The 24,689-nt window shown below is 68.3% G+C and carries 25 protein-coding genes; 13 read left to right on the plus strand and 12 right to left on the minus strand.

What is annotated here, in order from left to right; translation table 11 throughout:
- Positions 1–40: 40 nt before the first annotated feature.
- Genes BES08_RS26950 through BES08_RS26960 form a run of 3 tightly spaced genes read left to right on the plus strand, consistent with a single transcriptional unit; the run spans position 41 to position 2,704 of the window.
- Positions 41–1,396, plus strand: coding sequence for an acyl-CoA dehydrogenase family protein (locus BES08_RS26950; RefSeq protein ID WP_069709884.1), 1,356 nt, complete (start codon positions 41–43; stop codon positions 1,394–1,396).
- Positions 1,393–1,881, plus strand: a complete 489-nt coding sequence (locus BES08_RS26955) for a MarR family winged helix-turn-helix transcriptional regulator (protein ID WP_083274855.1) — start codon at positions 1,393–1,395, stop codon at positions 1,879–1,881. Before BES08_RS26950 ends, BES08_RS26955 begins: the two co-directional genes overlap by 4 nt.
- On the plus strand, positions 1,868–2,704 hold the full coding sequence (locus tag BES08_RS26960) for a MaoC/PaaZ C-terminal domain-containing protein (protein ID WP_069709885.1): 837 nt from the start codon (positions 1,868–1,870) through the stop codon (positions 2,702–2,704). Before BES08_RS26955 ends, BES08_RS26960 begins: the two co-directional genes overlap by 14 nt.
- A 47-nt stretch (positions 2,705–2,751) precedes the next feature.
- Here the strand turns inward: BES08_RS26960 and BES08_RS26965 are convergent, their stop codons facing one another.
- Both BES08_RS26965 and BES08_RS26970 read right to left on the minus strand, forming a co-directional pair.
- Positions 2,752–3,741 (minus strand): NADPH:quinone oxidoreductase family protein, encoded by a 990-nt coding sequence (locus tag BES08_RS26965; RefSeq protein ID WP_069709886.1) that lies wholly within the window; start codon positions 3,739–3,741, stop codon positions 2,752–2,754.
- 4 nt (positions 3,742–3,745) lie between these two features.
- Complete coding sequence (locus tag BES08_RS26970; RefSeq protein ID WP_069709887.1) at positions 3,746–4,417, minus strand: nitroreductase; 672 nt, start codon at positions 4,415–4,417, stop codon at positions 3,746–3,748.
- Between the two features lie 137 nt (positions 4,418–4,554).
- Between BES08_RS26970 and BES08_RS26975 the strand changes: the two genes are divergently transcribed.
- The 4 genes from BES08_RS26975 to BES08_RS26990 are packed head-to-tail and all read left to right on the plus strand — an operon-like array spanning position 4,555 to position 7,903.
- On the plus strand, positions 4,555–5,718 hold the full coding sequence (locus BES08_RS26975; protein ID WP_069709888.1) for an acyl-CoA dehydrogenase family protein: 1,164 nt from the start codon (positions 4,555–4,557) through the stop codon (positions 5,716–5,718).
- A 31-nt stretch (positions 5,719–5,749) separates the two neighbouring features.
- A complete protein-coding gene (locus BES08_RS26980) occupies positions 5,750–6,496 on the plus strand; it encodes an SDR family NAD(P)-dependent oxidoreductase (RefSeq protein WP_069709889.1) in 747 nt (248 codons plus the stop codon).
- A 13-nt stretch (positions 6,497–6,509) separates the two neighbouring features.
- Positions 6,510–7,217, plus strand: coding sequence for a CoA transferase subunit A (locus tag BES08_RS26985; RefSeq protein ID WP_069709890.1), 708 nt, complete (start codon positions 6,510–6,512; stop codon positions 7,215–7,217).
- Positions 7,217–7,903: a 3-oxoacid CoA-transferase subunit B gene (locus BES08_RS26990; protein ID WP_069709891.1), complete on the plus strand. Its 687-nt coding sequence runs from the start codon at positions 7,217–7,219 to the stop codon at positions 7,901–7,903. The genes BES08_RS26985 and BES08_RS26990 overlap by 1 nt, the downstream gene beginning before the upstream one ends.
- Positions 7,904–8,082: 179 nt before the next feature.
- Here BES08_RS26990 and BES08_RS26995 read toward each other — a convergent pair whose 3' ends face one another.
- The 3 genes from BES08_RS26995 to BES08_RS27005 are packed head-to-tail and all read right to left on the minus strand — an operon-like array spanning position 8,083 to position 10,554.
- Positions 8,083–8,316: a hypothetical protein gene (locus BES08_RS26995; RefSeq protein WP_069709892.1), complete on the minus strand. Its 234-nt coding sequence runs from the start codon at positions 8,314–8,316 to the stop codon at positions 8,083–8,085.
- A 1-nt stretch (position 8,317) separates the two neighbouring features.
- Positions 8,318–9,880 (minus strand): AMP-binding protein, encoded by a 1,563-nt coding sequence (locus tag BES08_RS27000; RefSeq protein WP_083274856.1) that lies wholly within the window; start codon positions 9,878–9,880, stop codon positions 8,318–8,320.
- Complete coding sequence (locus BES08_RS27005) at positions 9,880–10,554, minus strand: hypothetical protein (RefSeq protein ID WP_156799993.1); 675 nt, start codon at positions 10,552–10,554, stop codon at positions 9,880–9,882. The genes BES08_RS27000 and BES08_RS27005 overlap by 1 nt, the downstream gene beginning before the upstream one ends.
- Before the next feature lie 414 nt (positions 10,555–10,968).
- Here BES08_RS27005 and BES08_RS27010 point away from each other — a divergent pair, with 414 nt between their 5' ends.
- On the plus strand, positions 10,969–13,239 hold the full coding sequence (locus BES08_RS27010) for a TonB-dependent receptor (RefSeq protein WP_197524545.1): 2,271 nt from the start codon (positions 10,969–10,971) through the stop codon (positions 13,237–13,239).
- 43 nt (positions 13,240–13,282) lie between these two features.
- On the opposite strand, the gene BES08_RS27015 is transcribed toward BES08_RS27010, so the two are convergent.
- Positions 13,283–14,008 carry a TetR/AcrR family transcriptional regulator gene (locus BES08_RS27015; RefSeq protein ID WP_069709895.1) on the minus strand — a complete coding sequence of 242 codons (726 nt, stop codon included), beginning with the start codon at positions 14,006–14,008 and terminating at the stop codon, positions 13,283–13,285.
- A 249-nt stretch (positions 14,009–14,257) separates the two neighbouring features.
- On the opposite strand from BES08_RS27015, the gene BES08_RS27020 reads away from it, so the two are divergent.
- From BES08_RS27020 to BES08_RS27040, 5 genes are read left to right on the plus strand one after another with little or no spacing between them, the layout of a single operon-like run.
- On the plus strand, positions 14,258–15,379 hold the full coding sequence (locus BES08_RS27020) for an acyl-CoA dehydrogenase family protein (RefSeq protein ID WP_069710211.1): 1,122 nt from the start codon (positions 14,258–14,260) through the stop codon (positions 15,377–15,379).
- Between the two features lie 13 nt (positions 15,380–15,392).
- A complete protein-coding gene (locus BES08_RS27025) occupies positions 15,393–16,610 on the plus strand; it encodes an acyl-CoA dehydrogenase family protein (RefSeq protein WP_069709896.1) in 1,218 nt (405 codons plus the stop codon).
- Entirely contained in the window at positions 16,607–17,413 is an 807-nt protein-coding gene (locus tag BES08_RS27030; RefSeq protein WP_069709897.1) for an enoyl-CoA hydratase/isomerase family protein, read from the plus strand. Before BES08_RS27025 ends, BES08_RS27030 begins: the two co-directional genes overlap by 4 nt.
- Positions 17,410–18,201 carry an enoyl-CoA hydratase/isomerase family protein gene (locus tag BES08_RS27035; protein WP_069709898.1) on the plus strand — a complete coding sequence of 264 codons (792 nt, stop codon included), beginning with the start codon at positions 17,410–17,412 and terminating at the stop codon, positions 18,199–18,201. The genes BES08_RS27030 and BES08_RS27035 overlap by 4 nt, the downstream gene beginning before the upstream one ends.
- A 4-nt stretch (positions 18,202–18,205) precedes the next feature.
- On the plus strand, positions 18,206–19,168 hold the full coding sequence (locus tag BES08_RS27040) for an NAD(P)H-dependent flavin oxidoreductase (protein ID WP_069709899.1): 963 nt from the start codon (positions 18,206–18,208) through the stop codon (positions 19,166–19,168).
- Positions 19,169–19,200: 32 nt separating this feature from the next.
- Here BES08_RS27040 and BES08_RS27045 read toward each other — a convergent pair whose 3' ends face one another.
- From BES08_RS27045 to BES08_RS27070, 6 genes are read right to left on the minus strand one after another with little or no spacing between them, the layout of a single operon-like run.
- Positions 19,201–20,043, minus strand: coding sequence for an SDR family oxidoreductase (locus tag BES08_RS27045; RefSeq protein ID WP_069709900.1), 843 nt, complete (start codon positions 20,041–20,043; stop codon positions 19,201–19,203).
- Positions 20,044–20,050: 7 nt separating this feature from the next.
- A complete protein-coding gene (locus tag BES08_RS27050; RefSeq protein WP_069710212.1) occupies positions 20,051–20,959 on the minus strand; it encodes an SMP-30/gluconolactonase/LRE family protein in 909 nt (302 codons plus the stop codon).
- Positions 20,956–21,885, minus strand: coding sequence for an acyl-CoA dehydrogenase family protein (locus tag BES08_RS27055; protein ID WP_069709901.1), 930 nt, complete (start codon positions 21,883–21,885; stop codon positions 20,956–20,958). Before BES08_RS27055 ends, BES08_RS27050 begins: the two co-directional genes overlap by 4 nt.
- Before the next feature lie 2 nt (positions 21,886–21,887).
- The gene (locus BES08_RS27060; protein ID WP_069709902.1) at positions 21,888–23,030 is read right to left on the minus strand and encodes an acyl-CoA dehydrogenase family protein; all 1,143 of its coding nucleotides are present in this window, start codon (positions 23,028–23,030) and stop codon (positions 21,888–21,890) included.
- A 25-nt stretch (positions 23,031–23,055) separates the two neighbouring features.
- Positions 23,056–23,487, minus strand: a complete 432-nt coding sequence (locus BES08_RS27065; RefSeq protein WP_069709903.1) for a Zn-ribbon domain-containing OB-fold protein — start codon at positions 23,485–23,487, stop codon at positions 23,056–23,058.
- Between the two features lie 5 nt (positions 23,488–23,492).
- Positions 23,493–24,683, minus strand: coding sequence for a thiolase C-terminal domain-containing protein (locus BES08_RS27070; RefSeq protein WP_069709904.1), 1,191 nt, complete (start codon positions 24,681–24,683; stop codon positions 23,493–23,495).
- Positions 24,684–24,689: the final 6 nt, after the last annotated feature.

Raw genomic sequence — 24,689 nt, forward strand, 5'->3', positions numbered from 1 at the left:
TAGGGAGGCCCCAGCAAGGCAAGGCAAAGAGGATGCGCGCATGATCTCGTTCGACGTCGAGCCGAAATATCAGGAGCAACTGGACTGGGCCCGCGCCTTCGTGCGCGAGGAGGTCGAGCCGATCGACTTCCTGTTCCACCAGGACCAGGTCTACAATCCCGCCAACCAGAGCCTGCGCGCGATCCTGGCGCCCTTGCGCGAACAGGTGCGCGCCAGGGGGCTATGGGCCTGCCACTTGCCCAAGAGCCTGGGCGGTGACGGCTACGGCCAAGTCAAGCTGGCGCTGCTCAACGAGATCCTGGGCTACAGCTTCGCCGCCCCCACCGTGTTCGGCACCGCCGCGCCCGATACCGGCAATGCCGAGATTATCGCGCACTTTGGCACCGATGAGCAGAAGCGTACCTACCTTCAGCCGCTGCTCGATGGCGACATCGTGAGCTGCTATTCGATGACCGAGCCAGGCGGCGGCGCCGACCCGCGCGTATTCACCACCCGGGCGATCCGGCAGGACGACGGCACCTGGAAGCTCTCCGGCCGCAAGTGGTACTCCTCGAACGCGCGCTGGGCCTCGTTCCTGATCGTCTTCGCGGTGACCGACCCCGACGTCCCCGTCCACCAGGGCGCCTCGCTGTTCCTCGTCCCGCGTGAGCGCGAGGGGGTGCGGATCATCCGCAATGTCGGCACCGTGGGCGACCTTCCGGGCACGGGCTCGGAAGGCTATATCCACTATGACGACGTCGTCGTCACCGATGCCGATCTGCTCGGCGCCCCGGGCGATGCCTTCAAGATCGCCCAGTTCCGCCTCGGCGGCGGGCGGGTCCACCATGCGATGCGCAGTGTGGCGCAGGCACAGAAGGCGCTCGACCTGCTGTGCCGCCGCGCGCTGGGGCGCTACACGCAAGGCAGTCTGCTGTCGGAAAAGCAGATGGTGCAGGACGTGATCGCCGAATGCTGGATGGACATCCAGCAGTTCCGCCTCTTCGTGCTCCACACCGCCTGGAAGATCGACAAGGAGCAGAACTACAAGTCGGTGCGCGAGCATATCTCCGCCGCCAAGACGCTCGGCGCGCGGGTGGTGGTCAACACCGTCAGCAAGGCGATGCACCTGCACGGCTCGCTCGGCCTGTCGAACGAGCTGCCCTTCGGCGAGATGCTGATGCGCGGCTTCGTGATGGGCATGGCCGATGGCCCGGACGAGGCGCACAAGGTCGCGGTTGCCAAGCAGGTGCTGCGCCAATATCAGCCGGACGAGGCCGAGTTCACCGCGATGCATCAGGTGACGCAGGTAGGAAACGCCATGGACAAGTTCGCGACCGAGCTGGCGCTGCCGGGCGAAAAGAGCCCCTGGATCGATTACGTCCGCGAATTGCAGGAACAGGGATTGTACGGGCATTGAGGACGCGCGCCGACTACCATGACGCCCACTCGCCGCAGGGCGCGCGCTTCGTCGACTTGCTCGACGAGGTGATGCGCCTCAACGGCCGGATGCTGGCGGCGATGCGGCGCTCGACGCGGGTGACGGGGCTCAGCCCCGCCGAATCGATCCTGCTGTCGACCGTGGTGTGCTCGCCCAGCCCGCCCACGGTGCCGCGCGTGGGCCGCGCGCTGGGGCAGACGCGCCAGGGCGTGCAGCGCACCGCCGACCGCCTCGTCGAGCTGGGGCTGATCGAATGGTTGCCCAACCCCGACCATGCCCGCGCGCACTGCATGGGGCCGACGGCGGAAGGCCGCGAACTCTACGACCGCGACAACGCCGAAAGCGCGCAGTGGGCCGACCGCACCGTGGCGGGCATGGACCCGGCCGCGCTCGACCTGACGCTGGAAACGCTGCGCGAATTGCGCCGCCGGCTCGAGGAGGCGGAGCGCGATGCTGGACCCTGATTACCTGCGCGCGCTCGACATGGGCGAGGCGCGCACCGTGATCGCCGGGCGCGACGCGATGCTCTATGCGCTGTCGATCGGCCTCGGCGCCGATCCCATCGATCCGTTCGACTTGTGCTACACTTACGAACGCGACCTTGCGGTGTTCCCGACGATGGCGCTGGTGGTGATGGGCGCACCGCACTGGCTGGACGATCCGCGCACCGGCATCTCGTGGAATCACGTCGTCCACGGCGCCGAACATCTGGTGGTCCACCGCGAGTTGCCGCTGGACCGCCCGATCACCGCGCGCCTGCATGTGGCCGAGATCTTCGACCGCGACGACAAGGGCGCGCTGCTGGTGCTCGAACGCCGGCTGAGCGACGCGGACGGAGCGCCGCTGGCGACCATCCGCCAGCAGGTCCTGTGCCGCGCCGACGGCGGCTTCGGCGGGCAGCGCGGCAGCGTGGCGCGGCGCCCGGTGCCGGAGCGGGCGCCCGACCGCGTGCTGGACGTGGCGCTCCCAGGCTCTGCGGCATTGCTTTACCGGCTGAACCAGGACCGCAATCCGCTGCACGTCGATCCCGCCTATGCAGCGGCGGCAGGCTTCGCGCGCCCGATCATGCACGGGCTGGGCACGTTCGGCTTCGCGGTGGCGGCGCTCCTGCGCGCGCTCGGCGGCGGCCGGGTGGCGGAGACCGGAGTGCGCTTCGCCGGGCCGGTCTATCCCGGCGAGACGCTGGCGCTGTCGGTATGGGACGAACCCGGCGGCGCGGCGTTCCGCGGCATGATCGAGACGCGCGGCGCGATAGGGCTGGACGACGGTTTCGTGCACCTCGCCTGACCGCCAGCGCCATTCCTCCCCATTGCTGCGCAACAGGGAGGATGGGATCACTCCATCTCCACCACCACCCGGCCTACCGTCTCGCCTGCGCGCACGTCCTCCATCGCAGCGCGGAAGTCCGCCAGGGCATAGCGTCGGCCCACCGCCGGGACGATCGCGCCTTGCGCATGAAGCGCCAGCAGCGCGGCCAGGTTCTGCGCTGCCGCCTCGGGAAAGCGCTCCTCGAACTGCTTGATGTCCACGCCCACCAGCGCCGCGCCCTTGAGCAGCGCGAGGTTGGTGGCGAGGCGCGGGATGGCGCCGCCGGCGAAGCCGATCACCAGATGGCGGCCGCCCCAGCCGAGCGAGCGGAACGCAGGCTCGGTCGCCGTGTCGCCGAGCGGATCGACCACGAGGTCGAGCGGGCGGCCTGCGCAGGCGGCGCGCACGTCCTCGCGCCAGGTCTCGCTGCGCGCTTCGATCGCGGCTTCGGCGCCGCCGGCAAGGGCGAGGGTGCGCTTGGCGGGGGAGGAGGCCGAGGCGATCACCCGGGCGCCCAGCGCGCGGGCGACCTGTACCGCCGCGTGGCCCACCGCACCGCCGGCGCCCAGCACCAGCACCGTCTCGCCGGGGCGCAAGGCGCCGCGCTGGACCAGCGCGTGCCAGGCGGTGGTGAAGCTGACGCGAAACACCGCCGCCTGGTCGAACGGCATCGTCGCGGGGATCGCCAGCACTCGCTCGGCCGGCGCGATGGCGCGCTGGGTGAGGGCGCCGCCCCAGCCAGAGCCGCAGACCCGTTCGCCCGCGCGGACGTGGTCGACGCCTTCGCCTACCGCCTCGACGATGCCGGCGAACTCGGTGCCGGGGATGAACGGCAGGGGCGGGCGCACCTGGTATTCGCCCGAAGCGATCAGCAGGTCGACGTGCGAGAGCCCGGCGGCAGCGACGCGTACCGCGACTTCGCCCGCGCCCGGCGCGCGGGAAGGGGCGGGGCCGAGCGCGAAGCTTTCGGGCGGGCCGAAGCGCTCGACGACGACGGCGCGAGGGGTGGCGGGCATCGGCTCAGGCCTCGTGGAAGCGGGCGAAGGCGTCCACCGGCACGCGCGGGGAAGCGAGCCCGTTGATCGGCGCGGCAGGGTCCTCCTTCCCGATCGAGAGCCCGGCGAACAGCATCGCATGGTCGGGAAGGTCGAGGAAGTGGCCGACGGTTTCGGGATACATCGCCCAGCACCCCTGCGGGCAGCTCGCGAGGCCATTCTCGGTCAGCAGCAGCATGAGGCTCTGCAGGTACATGCCCAGTTCCGCCCACTGCGCGGGGCCGAGGCGGCGGTCGATGCAGCACATCAGGCCCACCGGCGCGCCGAAGAACGCGAAGTTGCGGGCGAACTGCGCGCGGCGCGCCGGCCGGTCGGCGCGGTCGATGCCGATCTGGCCGTAGAGCGCCTCGCCGATTCCGGCGATGCGCTCGGCATAGGGGCTGACCGGCTCGGGCGGATAGACGGGGTACTGCGGCTCCTCGCCGCGCGGCAGTTCGGCGATGCGCGCGGCGATCGCCTCGCGGAACCGCGCGAGGGCGGGGCCAGTGAGGACGTGGAGCTGCCAGGGCTGGACGTTGCCGCCGCTGGGCGCGCGCGCAGCGACGGCGAGGAGGCGGCGCAGGAGATCCATGTCGATCGGGTCGGGCAGGAAGGCGCGGACGGACTTGCGGGCGTGGAGGGCATCTTCGATGGTCATGGGCGGCCTTGCTGGACGGGGATGAGGATAAAAATTAATTGGCTTTATTTTATGCTGGCGATGTTGGATAGGACAAGTCGAATCTCGATGCCGGGCCCCGGCGCGGGATAACAGAGAAGCCAGGAGAAGGATGGGCCATGACCGCGTTGCAGGTCGCGATTCCCGATTACATGCAGGACCCCGAACTGGAGATGTTCGCGGATTCGGTGGCGCGGTTCTTCCAGCGCGAGGCGCCGCCCGCCCGCGTCGAGCAGTGGCGCGAGGCAGGCCAGGTGGAGCGCGACATCTGGACGAAGGCGGGCGAGGCCGGGCTGATGGGGGTCAGCGTGCCGGCCGAATACGGCGGCGCCGGGGGCGATTTCCGTCACGACATCGTGATCTTCCAGCAACTGGTGCGCAACGACGTCGACGGCTTCGGGCTGCAACTGCACAACGGCATCGTCGTGCCCTACATCGTCGCGCACGGGACCGAGGAGCAGAAGCACCGCTGGCTCCCCCGGCTGTGCAGCGGCGAGCGGATAACCGCCATCGCCATGAGCGAGCCGGGCGCTGGCTCCGACCTCGCCGCGATCCGCACTACGGCGGTCAGGGATAACGGCGGCTACCGGATCAACGGGTCGAAGACTTTCATCTCCAACGGCCAGCTCGCCGATTTCGTGGTGGTGGTGGCGCGTACCGATCCGGCGCTCGGCAACAAGGGAATCTCGCTGCTGGTGGTCGAGACCGACGAAGTCGAAGGATTCCGGCGCGGCAAGAAGCTCGACAAGATCGGCCACGATGCGCAGGATACTTCCGAACTCTACTTCGACGACGTATGGGTGCCGGCGGAAAACCTGCTCGGCGGTGAGGAGGGCCGGGGCTTTCCACAGTTGATGAAGGAACTGCCCAAGGAGCGCCTGATGATGGCGATCAACGGCGTCGAGACCATGGACATGGCGATCGCCGCGACGGTCGAGTACACCCGCTCGCGCAAGGCCTTCGGGCAGCCGATCTACGATTTCCAGAACACCCAGTTCAAGCTCGCCGAATGCCGCGCCAAGGCGGTGGTCGCGCGCCGCTTCGTCGAGGACTGCGTGCGCCGTCTGCTCGACGGCACGCTCGACGGCACCACCTCGGCGATCGCCAAGATGTGGGTCACCGACACCGAATGCCGGATCGTCGACGAATGCCTCCAGCTTCATGGCGGCTACGGCTACGTCAACGAATATCCGATCGCCCGCATGTACCGCAATTCGCGCGTGCAGCGCATCTACGGCGGCTCGAACGAGATCATGAAGGTCATCATCGCGCGCTCGCTGTGACGCGCGGCAGGCCTGGGGGAGAAAGAGTACGATGTTCGACCTGACCGGCAAGCGGGCCCTCGTCACCGGCGCATCGAGCGGGCTGGGCGCCCATTTCGCCCGCGTCCTCGCACGCGCCGGGGCCCACGTCGTCGTCGCCGCGCGGCGCGAGGAGGCCTTGCGTACGCTGGTCGAGGAGATCATGCGCGCCGGCGGCAGCGCGGCGGCGGTGCGCCTCGACGTGACCGACGCGGCCTCGGTGGCCGAAGCGGTCGCGGCGGCGGGTCGGCTCGACGTGCTGGTCAACAACGCCGGGGTCACCAACACCAAGCCGGTGCTCGACCAGACCGAGGACGACTTCGACTTCATCCTCGACACCAACCTCAAGGGCGGCTTCCTCGTCGCCACGCAAGTCGCGCGGGCGATGCGCGATGCGGGCACGGGCGGGTCGATCGTCAATGTCGCCTCGATCCTGGGGTTGCGGCAAGGGGGGCAGGTGACGCCTTATGCGATCTCCAAGGCAGGCGTGATCCAGATGACCCGCCAGCTCGGGCTGGAGCTGGCGCGCTTCGGCATACGCGTCAACGCGCTGGCGCCCGGCTACGTCGCCACCGAACTCAACGACGCGTTCTTCGCCAGCGAGGCGGGGCAGGTGCTGGTCCGCCGCATCCCGCAGCGGCGGCTGGGCGCGCTGGAGGACCTCGACGGCCCGCTGCTGCTGCTCGCCTCCGACACCTCGCGCTACATGACCGGATCGACGATCACCGTCGATGGCGGCCACCTCGTCAGCACGCTTTGAAAGGAGCGGATCGATGGTCCAGAAAGTCTACCCCGATGCCGCCGCCGCACTCGACGGACTGCTGCGCGACGGCATGACCGTCGCCGCCGGGGGCTTCGGCCTTTGCGGCATTCCCGAGACGCTGATCGACGCCCTCGTCGCCAGCGGCGTGGGCGGGATGACCGCCGTATCCAACAACGCCGGCGTCGACGACTTCGGCCTCGGCAAGCTGCTGCGCACGCGCCAGATCCGCAAGATGGTCAGTTCCTACGTCGGCGAGAACAAGGAATTCGAGCGCCAGTACCTCTCGGGCGAACTTGAGATCGAGTTCAGCCCGCAAGGCACGCTGGCCGAGCGGATGCGCGCCGGCGGGGCGGGGATACCGGGGTTTTACACCCGCACCGGCGTCGGCACGCTGATTGCTGAGGGCAAGGAAACCCGGGACTTCGATGGCGAGACATACGTGCTCGAACGGGGCATCGTCGCCGACCTCGCGATCGTCAAGGCGTGGAAGGGGGACCCTTACGGCAACCTCGTGTTCCGCAAGTCGGCGCGCAATTTCAACCCGATGGCGGCGACCTGCGGGCGGGTGACGGTGGCCGAAGTGGAGCACCTCGTGGGCCCGGGCGAGCTTGAGCCCGACCAGATCCACACCCCGGGCGTCTTCGTCCAGCGCCTGATCCTCGCCACCGCGAACGAAAAGCGCATCGAGCAGCGCACGATCCGGCAGGAGGCCGCCTGATGCCCTGGACCCGAGACGAAATGGCGGCCCGCGCCGCCCGAGAGCTCCAGGACGGGTTCTACGTGAACCTCGGCATCGGCATCCCCACGCTGGTGGCCAACCACATCGCCCCCGGGCTCGACGTGACGCTGCAGTCGGAGAACGGCATGCTCGGCCTCGGCCCCTTCCCGCGCGAGGGGGAAGTCGACGCCGACGTCATCAACGCCGGTAAGCAGACCATCACGGAACTCGACCGCACCAGCTACGTCTCCTCGGCCGACAGCTTCGGCATGATCCGGGGCGGGCACATCCAGCTTTCGGTGCTGGGCGCGATGGAAGTGGCCCAGAACGGCGACCTCGCCAATTGGATGGTGCCGGGCAAGATGGTCAAGGGCCCCGGCGGCGCGATGGACCTCGTGGCGGGGGTCGGGCGCATCATCGTGCTGATGGACCACGTCGACAAGGCGGGCGCGCCCAAGTTCCGCAAGGCCTGCAGCCTGCCGCTGACCGGCGCCAACGTGGTGGACATGATCGTAACGAACCTTGCGGTATTCCGCCGGCCCGATCGCAGGAGCGGGTTCGAACTGGTGGAACTGGCTCCCGGCGTCAGTGCGGCAGAGGTGCGCGCGAAGACCGAGGCGGGGTATGTGGAGATGATTCCCGGCAGTGTCGCACCGCAACTTTCCGCTTCAACCCCGTCATCCTGAACTCGTTTTAGGATACATCGGGCAGTTGCACCGGAGGGATAGCGTCACCATCGCCCCTTCGGTTTGCGGCGGCAAAACACAAGGCTTGGGGCACGATGGACCCTGAAACGAGTTCAGGGTGACGAAAAAAAGGGGATGGATCAGGCTGATCCTTACGCGATGATCCTCCCCAGGGAGGATCAGTACTCCGTCTGCCCCCATAGCTCCCACAATTCCGCCTGAAGCGCGGCGTGGTCCATCAGCACCGTGCCGTCCATCGCGACGATGCGCATCGGCGCCATGCGGCGATCGGCCAGCGCGTCGTAGGCGGCGTCGATGGCGCGGCTGACGTTGGCGTGGGGTTCGGCGAGGTCCGTCCCGTCGTGCAGGCCATGCAGCACGACGGGGCCGGTCAGCGGATCGATGCCGTGCATCTCAGCCCACCTTCGGGTAGCCGCCGCCGCCCCAGCCGGCATCGACCGCGGCGCGGTCGACGAAGCCGTTGGGAAGGCGGGGCAGGGCGGGTGCGAAAGCGACGATCTTGGGCTTCTTGTACGAGGCGATCGCGTGGCGGCAATGCTCGATGACCGCGTGCTCGTCGAGCGCGGCGGTGTCGTTCAGCACCACCACCGCCTTGACGCTTTGTGCCCAGCGTTCGTCGGGCACGCCGATCACGCAGACGTCGGAGACTTCGGGCAGTGCCCGGATGCAGGCCTCGACTTCGGCGGGGTAGATGTTCTCCAGTCCGGACTTTATCATCGTCGCCTTGGGGCCGACGAAGGACAGCGAGCCGTCGGGGTTGCGCCGCCCGAGGTCGTTGGTCCTGTACCAGCCGTCGGCGCTGCGGGCCTGGTTGACCGCGTCGGCGCCGTAGTAGCCGTTCATCACCAAGGGCCCGCGTGCGGCGATCTCGCCGGTCTCGCCATCGGGCACCTCGCGGCCGGCCTCGTCGAGCAGGCGGATTTGCAGGAACGGCCCGGGTCGCCCGGCGCCGCTGCCACCGAGCCATGCCAGCACCACCGAGCCCATCAGCTCGGTCTGTCCGTACTGTCCCATGTGGTGGCGCATCGGCGCGTGTTCGGGAATGGCGAGGGGGGGAGCCCAGTCCTTGAGGTCACGGCTGGGGAACAGCGAGGAGAGATCGCGCTTGCCCGCCGCATCCAGCTTCATCATCTGGTCGACCACGGGCCCCGGAAGATATGCGTGGCTGACATGTTCGCGCTCGACGAGGTCGAGCAGCTCGGCGGCATCGACGCGCCGCACGTAGACGCAGCGGCCCCCGGCGACGAACGCGGCGAAGCCGCCCATCAACACGCCGACGTGGAACATCGGCCCGGACATCAGGTAGCTGCTGGTCTCGTCGATCGCCTGCCCGCGGGCCGAAAGCAACGCCTGGAGCAGGATGGCGTTGTGCGAAAGCTGGGCGGCCTTGGCGGCGCCGTCGAACGCGGCGGTGTAGATTGCCAGAAGCGGCGTGTCGGCATCGACGAAGGTTTCGGGATCGTGGTCCTCACCCGATTCGATCAGCGCCTCGTAGCAGTCCGCCCCGGTGCCGTCGTGCTGCACCCACTGGCGATCGTGCGTCTTCCAGGTTTCCTTGTTGACGTGGTAGATGTCGCCCACCTCGATGTCCTGCCAGAAAACGATCTTGGGATCGAAACGGTGGACGAGATCGGCGAACTCGGGTGGGGAGACACGCCAGTTGGCCGGGCAAAGCTGTGCGCCGATCTTGGCACAGGCGAGCAGCAGCTCCATCACCCGCGCGGAGTTCTGGCCGACCCACATGATCCGGTCGCCCGGCCCGACGCCGCGCTTGCGCAACCCGTCGGCGACCTTGTTCACGCGGCAATCGAGTTGGCGGTAGGTCAGTCGTTCAGGCCCGTCGACCGAGGCGATCATGTTGGGCCGCGAGCGGCTGTGTTCACGCAAGGTGTCGGCAAAGTTGAACTGGCGGATGGCGGGGAACTGGTCGATCCGCATATCTGGAGCGCCGTGCATCAGCCCAGCGCCAGCCGCAGGTCGGCATTGCCGCAAGGGCAGGGTTCGGCGATCAACGCGCCGGGCACCTCGCTGCGGTGCGCCTCGAAGGGGGTCGCGCGCAGCAGCCGGCTGGACAGCACTATGGCACCGTCGCTGGCGGTGCAGTACCACTCTATGCTGTCGACGTGGACGCCTTCGCCCGCACTGCACTGGAGAGCGAAGGCGGGGCCGACTTCGGCCATGAGACGCAGGCTGCGGATGCCGGGGACCTGCGAGAGCCGGTCGAAGGCATCGGCGCGGGCCCAAACGATGCGGTCGCGGAACACGGCGTCGAGCGCGAAGCCTGCCTCGTCGAGCCCGGTCAGCACTTCGGCGCTGACGCCGACGACCGCGGCGACGTCGAAGCGGCGGCAGATCGATTCGATCCGCACGGCTTCGTAGCGGCTGTCGTCGGCATTGGTGCACAACAGGCCCATGTTCATGATCGCCCGTTCGAACGGCTGCGCGTAGGCGCCGTTCTCCAGCAGCGAGATGAGCAGGACGAACCGGCCATAGGCAAGCGGGAAGCTGCCCAGCACCCGCTCGATGGCGAACTGGGTGCGGCCAAGTTCGGGGCCGGAGACGGGCAGGAATTCCCGGCCATTAGCGGCGGGGTAGCTGCCCACCAGTGCTGGTTCGATGGTTCTGGTCACGATAGGCCTGCCCTTCTTGTGGGATATGGATGCACCGCGGCGGGCCATGAGGGCCGGACGGGAAATCGTGGTGCCGTCACATGCCTCTCCCCCGTGCGCCGCAATTAAATGAATGCAGTTAAGTGACGTCTAGGGTGATATCGAGGGATTCGCAAGGCGTAGATGATGATGGCAGGTCCCGGGCCCGGCTGCTTGTGCCCCTAAAGCGCGTATCTGCGCCGCTGGCGGAAATGAACGCAATTATAATTTATGCACTTCATTTCTAATATCGGCTGTTCTAAGGATGAGTGGCCGTCAGGTCAGCGGGTCCAGGCTCGTCGACCATGCGCGGAGGCATTCGCCTCCAAGCGTCGTCACAAGGTCGCAGGCTCCGCCAAGAGAGAGCTGCACGACCCCATTGGGAGGGAATATATCTTGAGAAGCACATTGCTGTGTTCCGTCGGCGCCCTTGCGCTCGTCTCCAGCGCGGCGGTCGCCCAGGCGCAGGAAAGCGCAGGCGCGACCGCGCAGCCGCAGGATACCAGCGGCCAGATCGGCGACATCATCGTCACCGCCCAGCGCGTGTCCGAAAGCCTGCAGACCACCCCCGTCGCGGTCAGCGCGGTGACTGGCGAGGCGCTCGATCGCAAGCAGATCAGCAACGTCACGCAGATCCAGTACACCATCCCCACGCTGCAGATCGCTACCGCCAAGGACGGCGACAGCTCCAGCGCCAACATCGGCCTGCGCGGGCAGATCCAGACGTATTCATCGATCACCGTCGATCCTTCGGTCGGGCTCTACGTCGACGGTATCTACGTAGCGCGCAATGCAGGCGCGGCGCTCGACCTGCTCGACCTGGAGCGGGTCGAGGTGCTGCGCGGGCCGCAGGGTACGCTGTTTGGGCGCAACACCACGGGCGGCGCGATCAACCTGATCGCCAACAAGCCGGTCTACGAACTGACCGGGTCGGTGCGTGCCAGCTACGGCAACTACGATGCGGTGAACGGCCAGATCGTGCTCAACGCGCCCCTGGTCGACGATCAACTGGCGGTGCGCGTCGCCTACCAGCACAACCAGCGCGACGGGTATGGCCGCTCGCTCTACACCGGGCAGTCGCTCGCCGACCAGAACGTCGACTTCTTCCGCGCGCAACTGCTGATCGAGCCGGGGGCGGGGCCGCTCAAGATCCTGCTCAGCGCCGATGGTAGCTGGAGCGAGAACAACGGCAGCCTCCAGCACACTTACTACGTCAGCCCCACCGGCCTCGCGCCGGCGGTGGTCGCGGCCTGTGCGGCCAATTCGGCGCGGGTGGGGTGTCCTGCCGGCAGCCCGCCGCTGGTCGACGCGTCGGACGGGTTCTACACCAGCCGGGCGGGCCTGCTCGGCTATAACAAGAGCCGCACCCTGGGGTTCGGCGGCACCATCGAGTACGATCTGGGCGGGGCGACGTTCAAGTCGATCACCTCCTATCGCGAACTCCAGCGCACGTATCACCAGGACCTTGACGGCACCTCGTATTCGCTGCTCGATACGTATCGCGGCTATATCGACCAGGACCAGGTCTCGCAGGAACTGCAACTGCTCGGCAAGGCGTTCGGCGACCGGCTGTCGTGGATCGTGGGTGCCTTCTACTTTCGCGAGAAGGGGCAGGACCTCACCGATTCCAACTCGCTGGCGCCGGTCTCGCCGACCCGGGCGGTCAAGGACGTCTATGCCCGCAATACGTCCAAGGCGGGCTACGGGCAGCTCACTTACGAGATCGTCGACGGGGTGCGGCTGACCGGGGGCCTGCGCTATACTGACGACGTGCGCCGGATGCGCAAACGCGCGCCCACGCTCAACATGGCGACCGGGGCCACCGGCTGCGCGCTGCGCAGTGGGCTGACCGCGCCGTGCGAGTTCGAAGGCAAGGCCAGCTTCAACTACTGGTCCTATACAGCCGGAGTCGACTGGCAGGCCAGCCGCAACGCCTTCGTCTACGCCAAGGTGACCAAGGGCTACCGCGCCGGCGGGCTCAACCAGGGCGGCGTCGACACCGTCAGCCTGGCGCCGTTCGATCCCGAGTCCGTCCAGTCGTTCGAGGTCGGCGCCAAGCTCGACCTGTTCGACCGCCGGCTGCGGATCAATGCCGACTACTTCTACGGCAACTACGACAATGTGCAGCGCGCCACGGTGCGGGTCATCAACAACCTGTCGAGCAACTTCGTCGTCAATGCCGCCAAGGCGCGCATCCAGGGCATCGAAGCGGAGATCGTCGCCAAGCCGTTCAAGCCGCTGACATTGAGCGGCAGCTTCGGATGGATCGATCCCAAGTACAAGGAATTCATCGACATCTACAGCGGTCTCGACCGCAGCGCCGAGCCCTTCCCGCAATCGCCCAAGTACACCGCCGGCGGCGCGGCGGACTTCGTGATCCCCGCCTCGTTCGGCTCGGTGACGCTGCACAGCGACTATAGCTGGCGCTCGGCGCAGTACTACGAGGCCACGCAAGTCTCGCGGGTCGGGGCTTACGGGCTGTGGAACGCGCAAGTCAGCGTGCAGCTCAACGATCCCGACCTGCAACTTTCGGTGTGGGGACGCAACCTGACCAAGGTGCGGTACTACCAGTCGGTTACCGACGTGAGCAGCACGGTCCTGGGTTACGCCACCGCCAACCCGGGCGAGCCGCGCATGTATGGCGTGACCGGGACTTATCGCTTCTAGGCATTCGGGAGGGCCCTCATCTCGAGGGCTCTCCCTATCCCCGTCAGCCCGCTGCGGCGGCCGCTTCCTCGTCGCTGCGGTACTTGCCGCGCACCATGCCGATCAGCATGAATGCCGCGGCGTCGAGGAAGCGGTCGCGGTCCCAGCGCGAATCGCCGAAGCTGCCGTAGGGCGAACTCGCGGTGGCGGCGCAGTGGTCCACCAGCGACAGCGCGGCGCCGGCAGTTTCGGGCACTGAAAGCTCCTTGGGGATGAAGCCGCTCTGCTGCGATTCCGCGACGCGCTGCTCCAGCCGTTTGCCGATCGGCTTGGTCATTTCCACGCGCATGCGCATGAACCGCTCGTCGCCCTGTTCGGACATCAAGTTGCGGTAGTGCAGCGCCACTTCATATTCCTGCCAGTAGGCGGCATAGGCGCGCACGAAGCGGCGGGCGCGGTCCCAAAGCTGGGTTTCGGGCCAAGGCTCCTCAAGCATGTCCATGTAGGGATGGCGCAACGTCATGATCTCCTCCAGCCGCGCCAGCACGACCTCGGGAACGCCCGCGAAATACAGGTAGAGCGCGGGCGGAGTCAGCCCGCAGGCGCGCGCCACGTCGGCGGAGGACAGGCGGTGCGCGGGAGTTTCGCGCAGCAGCAGCATCGTCTGGTCGATGATCCGGCGCCGCGTCGACAGGCCCTTGTTGCGCATGACCTGGCCGACCTTGTTCTGCCCTTTCGGCTTGGCCTTGGCCTTCGGCTTGGTTTTCGCTGCGTTTTCCACTTTCGACATGACGTGTCGCTGCCCTCGATCCAATCCCCCCCTTCACGCCCGGGCATCTGCCCTTCGGACCGGGAAAGGTCCCTTCTCGCACGAGAGCCGATGTTGACACAACACGCGCGCGACCATATGCCCGACTCATAACTTTATAGCATTCATCTTTGGAGAGGACGGTGAAGCGGATGGCCGGCGTGCATGGAGCGCCCCGGTCGAGGCTCGCCCCCGCTCCGGCAAATCATCCGCGACGGGGAGCGTACTTCGGTGAACTTCGATTTGACCGACGAACAGAAGATGCTGCAAGAACAGGCGCGCCGCTACCTGGCCGAACGCGTCGGCTACGACCGCCTGCGAACCGCGATCGAGCAGGGCGACGAGACCGACCCGGCACTGTGGAATGGCATGGCCGAACTCGGCTGGCTGATGGTCGGCATTCCCGAGGAATACGGCGGGCTGGGGCTGGGCACTTTGGAACAGTGCGTCATCGCCGAGGAACTGGGGCGGGTGGTGGCGCCGGTGCCGTTCACCTCTTCGCTGGGCCTCGCCGCCGAAGCGATCCTGGCCCGTGGCTCGCACGCGCAGAAGGAACGCCTGCTACCCGCGCTCGGGACCGGCGAGGCAGTCGCGGCGCTGGCTTTCTTCGAAGGCCCCGGCGCGCCCGAACACGCGGTCATGGACGCTTTCGCCTGCACGGTGCGCGACGGGTTCCTCAGCGGCGTCAAATGGCCGGTGCTCGATGGCGGCGTGGCGGATCACCTGATCGTCGCGGCGAAGGACGCGGCCGGCGTCGTCGGCCTTTACTGCGTCGATGCGCGCGGGGAGGGTGTCGCGCGCGAGCGGATCAGCGGGTTCGACCAGCTACGCGCCGGCCACGTCGTCACCTTCACCGCGGCGCCTGCCGAACGCCTCGGCACCGGCGATGCACGCGCGGCGATTCTCGCCTGCTTCGACAAGGCCGCGGTGCTCACCGCGTTCGAGCAGGTCGGCGGGGCAGAAGCCGCGCTCTACATGGGCCGCGACTATGCGCTGGAGCGCAAGGCCTTCGGCCGCGCCATCGGCTCGTACCAGGCGATCAAGCACAAGCTGGCGGACATGCTGACCAAAGTGGAGCTCGCGCGCTCCAATGCCTACTACGCCGGCTGGGCGATGGAGAACGAGGCACCCGACCGGGCGCTGGCCGCCGCCACCGCGCGGGTCAGCGCGATCGAGGCCTACGAATTCGCGGCGCGCGAGAACATGCAGGTACACGGCGGCATCAGCTTCACCTGGGAGGCGAACTGCCACTTCCACTACCGCCGATCGCGCCTGCTCGCGGTCTCGCTGGGCGCCGCCTCGCACTGGAGCGGGCGCATCATCGACCAGTTGCTGTCCGCGCAGAGCGCTTGAGAGGGTCACCGCCATGGACTTTTCCGACACCCCTAGCGAAGCCGCCTTCCGCGCCGAGGCGCGCGCCTGGCTGGCCGAGAACGCAGCCGAATACGCCGCCCCGCCGCCCCACCCGTGGGGCGAGGCCGAACTGGTCGAGCGCGCCCGCGCCTGGCAGCGGCGCAAGCTGGAGGCGGGCTTCGCCGGGATCACCCTGCCGGCCAGCGTCGGCGGCCGCGGCGGCTCGACGATGGAAGCGCTGATCTTCGGCGAGGAGGAGGCACGCTACCACATCCCCACCGGGCCGTTCCTCCACGTCGGCGTGCAGATGACGGTGCCGGCGTTGCTGGCCCACGCCCGGCCCGACCAGGTCGAGGACCTAGCCGCGCCGACGCTGCGCGGCGACGTGCTGTGGTGCCAGCTCTATTCCGAGCCCAGCGCCGGGTCAGACCTTGCCGGCATCCGCACCAAGGCGGTGCGCGAGGGCGACAACTGGGTGGTCAACGGCCAGAAGGTATGGTCGAGCTGGGCGCATCACGCGCACAAGGCGATCCTGCTGGCGCGCACCGATGCCACCGTGCCCAAGCACAAGGGGCTGACCTTCTTCCTCCTCGACATGGCGACGCCGGGAATCGAAATCCGTCCCATCCGCCAGATCACCGGGCAGTCGGAATTCAACGAGGTGTTCCTCACCGACGTGGTGATCCCCGACAGCGCGCGGCTGGGGGCGGTCAGCGGCGGCTGGGGCGTCTCGATGGCGACCTTGATGAGCGAACGGATGATCGGCGACGAGGCGGGCGAGAGCATCACGTTCGACGACGTCTTCGCGCTGGCGCAGCGGCCGGGCCCATCGGGCCGCGCGCCGGTCGAGGACGGTGCCACGCGCGAGAAGCTGGCGCAGTGGTACGCGCGCGGGCAGGGGCTGGCGTGGTATCGCTATCGCCTGATGACGCTGATGTCCAAGGGCGGGGTGCCCGGGCCCGAGGCGGCGCTCGCGAAGCTCGCCTTCGCCACCAAGGTGCAGGAGATGGCGGCCTTCGCGATGGAACTGGACGATGCCGCCGGGGTCTTCGCCGGGCCGCTCAACCCGCACCAGCGCCAGAGCTTCGAGGCCTACATGTTCGCCATCACCATGCGCATCGCCGGCGGCACCGACGAGATCCTGCGCAACCAGATCGGCGAGCGGTGCCTGGGCCTGCCGGGCGAGCCGCGGGTCGACAAGGACAAGGCGTTCCAGGACCTCGTGGCATGAGCGAAACTCAGGACCACGCGCTGCTGCACGAGGCGGACGGTGTGCTCACCGTCACGCTCGCGCGGCCCGAAAAGCTCAACGCCATCGACGATGCGATCACCGAGACTTTGTGGCAGGCGGTGACCGCGCTGCGCGACCGGCCGGACTTGCGCGTCCTCGTCATCGCCGCACAGGGGCGCTACTTCTCCGCCGGGATCGACCTGAAGACGGTGACCGGCCGCGGCGGTGACATTGCCGCCGACACCCCGGCTGCAGGAGCGGAATACCGGACGTTCTACCGCCGGCACCACCTGCTCTACGACGAGATGGAAGCGGTGGAGAAGCCGATCGTGCTGGCGGCGCAGGGGCCGTGCCTGGGCGCGGGGCTGGAGATGGCGGTCTCGTGCGATTTCCGCCTCGCCAGCGACGCGGCCAGTTTCCGTCTGCCGGAAGTGGGGTTGGGGACGATATCGGGAAGCGGCGGGGTCAGCCGGATGACACGCCTCGTCGGCCCCCACTGGAGCAAGTGGATCGCGATGGCGGGGCAGTCGGTCGATGCGGCGCAGGCCCTGGCCATCGGCCTTGTCCACGCGGTCCATCCGGCCGAGGTCTTCGCCGAGCGGGTCGATGCCTTCGCCCGTGAGCTGGCAGCGCTCCCGCGCGAGGCGCTGGGCTTGAGCAAGCTGACGATCGATGCGGTCGCCGCCACCGATCGCGGCACCGCGCGCGATATCGAGCGGATCGCCCAGACCTCGCTGATCTTCGGGCACGAATTCCAGGCCCGGCGCGAGGCTTTCACCAACCGCAGCAAGGACGGCCGATGACCTATCGCGACATCGAGGTCACTTGCGCCGACCGCGTCGGCACGATCGCCATCCACCGGCCCGAGGCGCGCAACAGCGTGCGCGCCGAGACGATGGACGAGATCGGCCGCGCCGTGGTGCAACTGACCGACGACCCCGACGTCGGCGCCATCGTGCTCACCGCGAAGGGGCGGCATTTCGTGACGGGGGCGGAGTTCTCGTTCCTGCAGGACCTGTCGCGCACCCCGGCGCTGGTGGTGAAGGACAAGGTCTATCGCAGCTTCCAGGGCGCTGCGCGGGCGCTTTGGCACTGCCCCAAGCCGACGCTGTGCGCCTTTGCCGGCGCGGCGGTGACGGTGGGCTGCGAACTGGCGCTGGTGTGCGACTATCGCCTCGTCGCCGATACCGCATTTTTCCAGGAGAGCTGGATCAAGCTGGGCATCCTGCCGCCGCTGGGGGGCATGATGCTGCTGCCCCGGCTGGTCGGGCTGGGCCCCGCGACCGACATGGTGCTGCGCGGCCGGCCGATGAAGGCCGACGAGGCGCTGCGGCTCGGCCTCGTGGTCGAGGTGGTCGCGCCGGAAGCGCTGGCCGAGCGGCGCGAGGCTTTCGCGCGCGAGCTGACGCAAGTGGCGCCGCAGGCCTATGCGCTGGCCAAGCAGGGCCTCCATCGCGGTCTGGAATCGACGATGGAGAAGGAATGGGCCGCCAACGTGCTGGCGCAGGCGATGCTGCTGGGCAGCGAGGATTTCAAAGAAGGGCTGGGGGCGGTGATGGAAAAGCGCGCCCCGGCATTCACCGGGCGATAGGCACATGAAGACGAAACTGACCGAACTCGTCGGAGTCGAGCATCCGATCGTGCAGGGTGGCATGCAGTGGGTGGGGAGGGCCGAACTGGTCTCCGCCGTCGCCAATGCCGGCGGGCTGGGCTTCATCACCGCGCTGACGCAGCCTTCGCCCGAGGCGCTCGGCCGGGAGATCGCGCGGTGCCGCGAGATGACCGACAAGCCGTTCGGGGTGAACGTCACCAACCTGCCGACCATCAACGCCACCCCGCTCGCCGAATACCGCCAGGCGGTGATCGAGGCGGGGGTGCGCATCGTCGAGACGGTGGGCCGGCCCGAGGAGGCGGTGGCCGAGTTCAAGCCGCACGGGGTCACCATCATCCACAAGTGCGTGGCGGTGCGCCATGCTCTGAAGGCCGAGAAGCTGGGCGTCGACGCGGTCTCGATCGACGGCTTCGAATGCGCCGGGCGCCCGGGCGACGACGACGTTCCGGGCCTCGTCCTGATCCCGGCGGCGGCGGATGCGCTGACCATCCCGATCATCGCCTCGGGCGGTTTCGCGGACGGACGCGGACTGGTCGCGGCGCTGGCCCTGGGTGCACATGGGATCAACATGGGCACGCGCTTCCTCGCCACAAAGGAGGCGCCGATACACGAGAACGTGAAACGCCGCATCGTCGAGAACGACGAGCGCGAGACCGACCTCGTCTATCGCCCCTTCCGCAACACCGCCCGCGTCGCCCGCAACGCGATCAGCCGCGAGGTTCTTGAAATCCAGGCGGGTGGCGGCAGCTTCGAGGACATCAAGCACCTCGTCGCCGGATCGCGCGGGCGGATCGTCTACGAGACGGGGGACCTCGACGCCGGCATCTGGTCCGCCAGCCTCGCGCAGGGGATCATCCACGACATTCCCGATTGCCACACCCTGATCACGCGGATCATGGCGGAGGCTGAAGCGGTGACGGAACGGTTGCGCGGCTTCGTGGGCTGAACCGATCGCCGCTGCACGAAACCGACCACACCTTAACCGCCGGAAAACTCCAGCACCGCGCCGATGCCGCCGTCGACCAGCAGGTCGGTGCCGGTGATGAAGGAGGCCTTGTCCGAGGCTAGGAATTCCACCGCGTCGGCGGTTTCCAGCATCGTGCCTTCGCGGGCCAGCGGTGTGCGGTCGAGAAGGTCGATCTTGCCGGGCTGGTTGGCGAACTCCAGCGCGCCCATCGGCGTCGCGATGAGGCCCGGCGACATCGAGACGATCCGCGCGCCGCGTGCCCCCCAGCGCGGCGCGGCGCGGCGGCACAGGCGGTTGAGGGCGAGCTTGGAGAGGATGTAGGCCTGCGTCGGTGTGTGCTCCGCCACGGTCTCGCTCAGCCGGTCGAGGAAGTCGGCGGCGAGCGGGTCGTCGAGCAGGTCTCGCAGCGCCGGTGCCAGCGGCGGGGCCATGTGCGCGGCGAGCGAGGAGACGAAGATCGCGACGCTGCCCTGGCTCGCCAAGCCGAGCATCGCGCGCTCCATCCGCGCCGCGCCGACCAGGTTGACCCGCCAGATCGTATCCCAGTCCGCCATGCTAGGCGAAAGCGCCGCGACGTGCGCCAGCGTGCGGAAGCGGCCATGCCCCCCCACGAAGCGCGCCAGTCCCTCGACCGACGCGGGATCGGTGACGTCGCACTGCACCACCGCGACGTCGAGGCCTTCGCCTTCGAGTTGTTCGCGGCGCGCTTCCATCCGGCCGGCGGACTGGCTCGCCAGCACCAGACGGTGGTTCTGCCCGAGGCGGCGGGCGATCGCCATGCCCATGCCCCCGGCGCCGAGCACGACGGCGATCGGCAGGTCGGGACGTTCGCTCGATCCGGTGCGGCGGGTCATGGGCGTGCTATCCGTTGTAGGCAAGGCGCAGGCCCGGCTCGTGCCAGTCGAGCGCCACCAGCTTGCCGGCGCCGGCGAGGGTGACGTAGGCGGTGCGCAGGTCCTCGCCGCCGAAGGCCAGGTTGGTGACGTGCCCGTCGGGCAGCGGATGGTGGCGCATCGCCGACCCATCGGGCCAGATCTCGCTGATGCCGCCATTGGTCAGGGTGCCGACGAGGACTTTGCCCGAGGCCGAGATCGCGAGGCTGTCGAACCGCTGGAAGTTGGCCGAGCCGATCACGAAGCGCCCGCCGTGGGGAATGTCGTTCTGCTTGAGCTTTCGCACCTGCCCCGGCCCGGTGACCTCGAAGGCCCAGAGCCGTGCGGTGGGCGTCTCGCTGACGTAGAGCGTCTTTCCATCGGGCGAAAGGCCGATGCCGTTGGGGCTGGTCAGCGGGAAGGCGACGCGCCGGATCGCCGAGCCATCGGGCAGGGCGTAGTAGATCGCCCCGCGCTCGTTGATGGCGGCGGTCGTCTTGCCGCTGTCGGTGAAGTAGAAGCCGCCGTGTTCATCGAACACGAGGTCGTTGGCGTGGCGCAGCGGGCGGCCGTCGCAGGCATCGTAGAGGCGTTCGACGGCGCCGGTGGCAAGGTCCACCGCCTCGATCCAGGCCGGATCGGGCAGGTTGCCGGCGGGGCGCAGCTTGCCGCCTGCCTCGACGAACTTCACCCCGCCGTTGTTGGCGACGTAGCACCGCCCGTCCGGGCCGATGGCGGCGCCGTTGGGCGATCCGCCGAGGTCCGCGATGATTTCGACCTTGCCTTCGCCCCAGGCTCGGCTGAGCGTGCCCCGCGCCAGTTCGACGAAGATCACCGAGCCGTCCTTCATCGCGACGGGTCCTTCGGGGAACTTGAGCCCCTCGGCGACGATCCTCATGCCGCTTCGCTCCACTGCAGTTGCGCCGCGCGGCGGCCCTGCACCGAAGCGCCGCCCAGCTCGCCCGCTAGCGCCTTGAGCTTGTAGGTCCAATGGTGCAGCACGTATTCGAGCGTCAGCCCCATGGCGCCGTGGAACTGGTGGCAGTCGTAGACGATCTGCGGAACGTGTTGCTGCGCGTAGCTGGTCGCCAGCGCAATCTCGGCGGAATCCCCGCCAATCGCCGCGCGGTGGGCGAGGTAGTGCAGCGCCTCGATGTGGGTGGCGCCTTCGGCCAGCCGGTGCTGCACCGCCTGAAACGCGCCGATCGCGCGCTTGAACTGGTGGCGCTGCTTGACGTAGTCCACCGTCAGCGCGTGCGCGGCGCGCAGCGCGCCAAGGATTTCGAAGGTCAGCCCCAGCGCCCAGCCGTCGCGCAACTGCTGTGCGTTCACGCCTGCGAGCGGACGCAGGGCATCGGCCGGGTAGCTGGCGAGGCGGGCGAAAGGATAGGCGAAGATGGTGTCCTGCGGCACGATCTCGGCGCCTTCGAGGTCCAGCGCCAGGACCTGTTCTCCTTGCGCCACCAGCAGCGTGCGCGACTGGGCAAGGAAGCGGATCGGCACCCGGGGGTCGAGGCTTTCGGCCAGCGCGATCGGGCGGGGCAGGGCAATCCCCAGCGCCGGCGCCACCGTCAGCGAGGCCATCGCCGGGACCGCGAAGGGGCACTGCGCGATCTGGTCGAGCAGCAGTGCGGCATCGGCGCGTTCGAGGTCGAAGCCGTCCGCGTCGCCGTAGAAACCGGCGGCGTCAAGTGCCGCGTCGAGGTCGCCCCCGACGACCACGTAGTCTGGCGCGGCAGGCTGGGGCAACTGGCGATGCTGCGCCAGCAGCGGCTCGATGGCGCTGAGCAGCATGCGCTGGTCGGAGGACAGGTCGAGGTCCATGGTCAATGGCTCCGGGGCAGTTCGAGGAAGCTCTGGGCGACGATGTCAAGCTGGATTTCGGCGGCGCCCGCGCCAAGCCCGGTCGAGGCGGCTCGGCGGAACTGGGTGAGGATGGTCTGTTCCTCGCGCGCCAGCAGCGCATCGTGGAGATGCTCGCCGATGAAGTCGCCCACCGCGCGATCCGCCAGCGCCAGCGCATAGCGCGCGACGTTGGTTTCGCCGCCGGGTGAGACGTTCTTCATGCGCCCGTCGATGATGCGGAAGCACAGCAACTGGCAGGCATCGACGGCGGCGCGCGCCTTGCCGAGCCCGGCCTGGATCGAGGGAACGTCGAACCGCCCGTCCTGGCGCAATACGCGCGCCGCCGCATCGAGCGCGCGCTGCGCCATGATGTAGCGCGGGGCGCCGATCCGCTCGTTGTGGAGCACCGCCTTGACGATCGCCCAGCCGGCGTTCTCCTCGCCCAGCCGGGTCTCCTCGCCGACGCGGACGTCGGTCAGGAACACTTCGTGGAGCGAGCGGCGCCCGGTCAGCGACATGACCTCGCGCACTTCGATGCCCGGCGTGTCCATCGGCACCAGGAACACCGATATGTCGCGCTTGGTCGGGCCGGTGCGGGCGAGCAGGAAGCAGTAGCTGGCGAAGCTGGCGGCCGAGGTCCAGATCTTCTGCCCGTTGATCACGTAACCGTCGCCGTCACGCTCGGCCCGGGTCTTGAGCGCGGCGAGGTCGGAGCCCGCGCTCGGCTCGGAGAAGCCCTGGCACCAAAACACCGAACCGCCGGTGATCTGCGGGATGTGCAGCGCCTGCTGCGCCGCGCTGCCGTAGCGCAGCAGGGCCGGGCCGATCCAGTTGACGTTCATGTACTGGTAGCTGCGCGGCTCGCCTACCGCGAACATTTCCTCGCCCAGAATCCAGTGGAACCACGGGTCGGCGCCGCCGCCGCCGTGTTCGACCGGCCAGTGCGGGATCAGCAGGCCTTCGGCGGCCAGCGCCGGGCAGAAGTCTCGCGCGAAATCGACGACGTAGGGCGAGCCCGGATCGTAGTTCGATTTCGCCTCCCAGTCGGCCGGCAGCGCCCTGGCGATGAAGGCGCGCAAGTGCTGGCGATAGTCCTGCTGTTCGGGTGTCCAGGTGAAGTCCATAATCGTGTTCTGCCGTTCGTCGGGGTCAGGCGAGGGGGCGGAAGGCGGGCAGGCCCCAGCCATCGCCGTTGAAGATCCAGTCCGTTTCGACCCGCATGCCGATGGCGAGGTCGGCGGTGTCGACGTCGATCATGTTGCCGGCGTAGCGCACCCCCGGAGCCTGCGCGAACTCGACGATCGCGGGAGCGAGCATGGTCTGGTCGTCCGCCGTCTCGCGCTGCGGGTGGGGGTAAAAGGTGAAGCTGTAGAGCGTGCCGGGTTCGGTCAGCTCCACCCATTCGACCTCCTGCGCGTTGCAGTTGGGGCAGAACGGCAGGAACGGCACGCGAAAGTGCGCGCAGTGGGTGCACCTGGCCGCCACCAGCCGGCGTTCGCGCGTGGCCTGCCAGTAGGGTTCGGTCATCGGGCTGACGGTCACGGCGATGCCCTCGCCGGTCAGGGCCTTGGTCTGTGCCATATCCGTTATCTCCGAAGGATCATGCCGCTGACGGGCAGGTTGGCGGGGCCGCCGGTGACAAGCGCAATCTCGGCGCCGGCGACCTGGTTGGTCGCCTCGCCGCGCAGTTGCTCCACCGCCTCGCGGATGTGGGTCATGCCGATGATGTAGGCTTCCGAAAGCTGGCCGCCGTGGGTGTTCACCGGCAGCGAGCCACCGTCGAAGCGGATCGCCCCGCTTTCGACGAAGGCGCCGCCTTCTCCCTTCGCGCAGAACCCGTAGTCCTCGAGCTGCATCAGCACCATCGGTGAGAAGTGGTCGTAGATCAGCGCCACGTCGATGTCCTGCGGGCCGACGCTGGCCTTCTCGTAAAGCCGGCGGGCGACCGGGGCATGACCTGACGAGGCGAAGTATTCGTCGCTCATCTGCATGCCCATGAAAGCGCGGCCCCAGTCCTTGGAACCACCATGGGTCGAGCCCATCACGTAGACGGGTTTGCTCTTGCCGTCCCTGGCGCGGTCGGCGGTGGTGGTGATGATCGCGATGCAGCCGTCGGTTTCCAGGCAGAAGTCGAACAGGCACAAGGGGTCGGAGACCATGCGCGCGTTGAAGTAGTCGTCGAGCGTCATCGGCTCGCGCATGATTGCGCTCGGCCGGTTCATCGCGTTGATGCGGCTGGAGATCGCGATCTCGGCGAAGGCTTCGCGCCGGGTGCCAAACTCGTGCATGTGGCGGCGCGCCAGGATCGACATCAGGTGCCCCGGCCCGACGAGGCCCGAGGGCTGGAGGAACGAGGTCTCGGGCGTGGGCGCCAGGGCGGCGAACGAGGAGCCGAGCCGCTGCTTGCGCTGCTGCAGCGCCATCAGCGTGACGCAGTATTTGGTTTCGCCCGCCAGCAGTGCCGCCGCCGCCAGCCCCACCGCACCCGCCGAGCCGCCGCCGCCGCCGGTCAGGGTGCCGGTGAAAGTGACTTCGGGAATGCCAAGCATCTCGACAATGGTGGCCGTGTCCATCGCCTCGGCATAGCCGGAGGAGGCGTTGGAATAGTACGCGAAGCCGTCGATGTCCTTTACCGAGATGCCGGCGTCCTCGGCCGCGGCGATGATGGCCTCGCCGATCATCGTGTAGATCGTCTTGGGCCAGCTCTGCCCGCGCCTGTAATAGGGCGTGGCGCCGACGCCGACGATGGCGACCTTGTCCCTGATATTACCGTCCACCCGATC

It is taken from the genome of Novosphingobium resinovorum (assembly GCF_001742225.1).
GTDB classification, from domain to species: domain Bacteria; phylum Pseudomonadota; class Alphaproteobacteria; order Sphingomonadales; family Sphingomonadaceae; genus Novosphingobium; species Novosphingobium resinovorum_A.

Bases quoted from the DNA above. Each gene is read 5' to 3' on its own strand.
- BES08_RS26990 (WP_069709891.1), top strand. From the start codon at position 7,217: ATGCCCTGGACCCGAGACGAAATGGCGGCCCGCGCCGCCCGAGAGCTC.
- BES08_RS27015 (WP_069709895.1), bottom strand. From the start codon at position 14,008: ATGTCGAAAGTGGAAAACGCAGCGAAAACCAAGCCGAAGGCCAAGGCC.
- BES08_RS27030 (WP_069709897.1), top strand. From the start codon at position 16,607: ATGAGCGAAACTCAGGACCACGCGCTGCTGCACGAGGCGGACGGTGTG.
- BES08_RS26975 (WP_069709888.1), top strand. From the start codon at position 4,555: ATGACCGCGTTGCAGGTCGCGATTCCCGATTACATGCAGGACCCCGAA.
- BES08_RS26985 (WP_069709890.1), top strand. From the start codon at position 6,510: ATGGTCCAGAAAGTCTACCCCGATGCCGCCGCCGCACTCGACGGACTG.
- BES08_RS27055 (WP_069709901.1), bottom strand. From the start codon at position 21,885: ATGGACCTCGACCTGTCCTCCGACCAGCGCATGCTGCTCAGCGCCATC.
- BES08_RS26980 (WP_069709889.1), top strand. From the start codon at position 5,750: ATGTTCGACCTGACCGGCAAGCGGGCCCTCGTCACCGGCGCATCGAGC.
- BES08_RS26970 (WP_069709887.1), bottom strand. From the start codon at position 4,417: ATGACCATCGAAGATGCCCTCCACGCCCGCAAGTCCGTCCGCGCCTTC.
- BES08_RS26950 (WP_069709884.1), top strand. From the start codon at position 41: ATGATCTCGTTCGACGTCGAGCCGAAATATCAGGAGCAACTGGACTGG.
- BES08_RS27000 (WP_083274856.1), bottom strand. From the start codon at position 9,880: ATGCACGGCGCTCCAGATATGCGGATCGACCAGTTCCCCGCCATCCGC.
- BES08_RS27050 (WP_069710212.1), bottom strand. From the start codon at position 20,959: ATGAGGATCGTCGCCGAGGGGCTCAAGTTCCCCGAAGGACCCGTCGCG.
- BES08_RS27045 (WP_069709900.1), bottom strand. From the start codon at position 20,043: ATGACCCGCCGCACCGGATCGAGCGAACGTCCCGACCTGCCGATCGCC.
- BES08_RS27025 (WP_069709896.1), top strand. From the start codon at position 15,393: ATGGACTTTTCCGACACCCCTAGCGAAGCCGCCTTCCGCGCCGAGGCG.
- BES08_RS26995 (WP_069709892.1), bottom strand. From the start codon at position 8,316: ATGCACGGCATCGATCCGCTGACCGGCCCCGTCGTGCTGCATGGCCTG.
- BES08_RS27035 (WP_069709898.1), top strand. From the start codon at position 17,410: ATGACCTATCGCGACATCGAGGTCACTTGCGCCGACCGCGTCGGCACG.
- BES08_RS26960 (WP_069709885.1), top strand. From the start codon at position 1,868: ATGCTGGACCCTGATTACCTGCGCGCGCTCGACATGGGCGAGGCGCGC.
- BES08_RS27060 (WP_069709902.1), bottom strand. From the start codon at position 23,030: ATGGACTTCACCTGGACACCCGAACAGCAGGACTATCGCCAGCACTTG.
- BES08_RS27040 (WP_069709899.1), top strand. From the start codon at position 18,206: ATGAAGACGAAACTGACCGAACTCGTCGGAGTCGAGCATCCGATCGTG.
- BES08_RS27065 (WP_069709903.1), bottom strand. From the start codon at position 23,487: ATGGCACAGACCAAGGCCCTGACCGGCGAGGGCATCGCCGTGACCGTC.
- BES08_RS26965 (WP_069709886.1), bottom strand. From the start codon at position 3,741: ATGCCCGCCACCCCTCGCGCCGTCGTCGTCGAGCGCTTCGGCCCGCCC.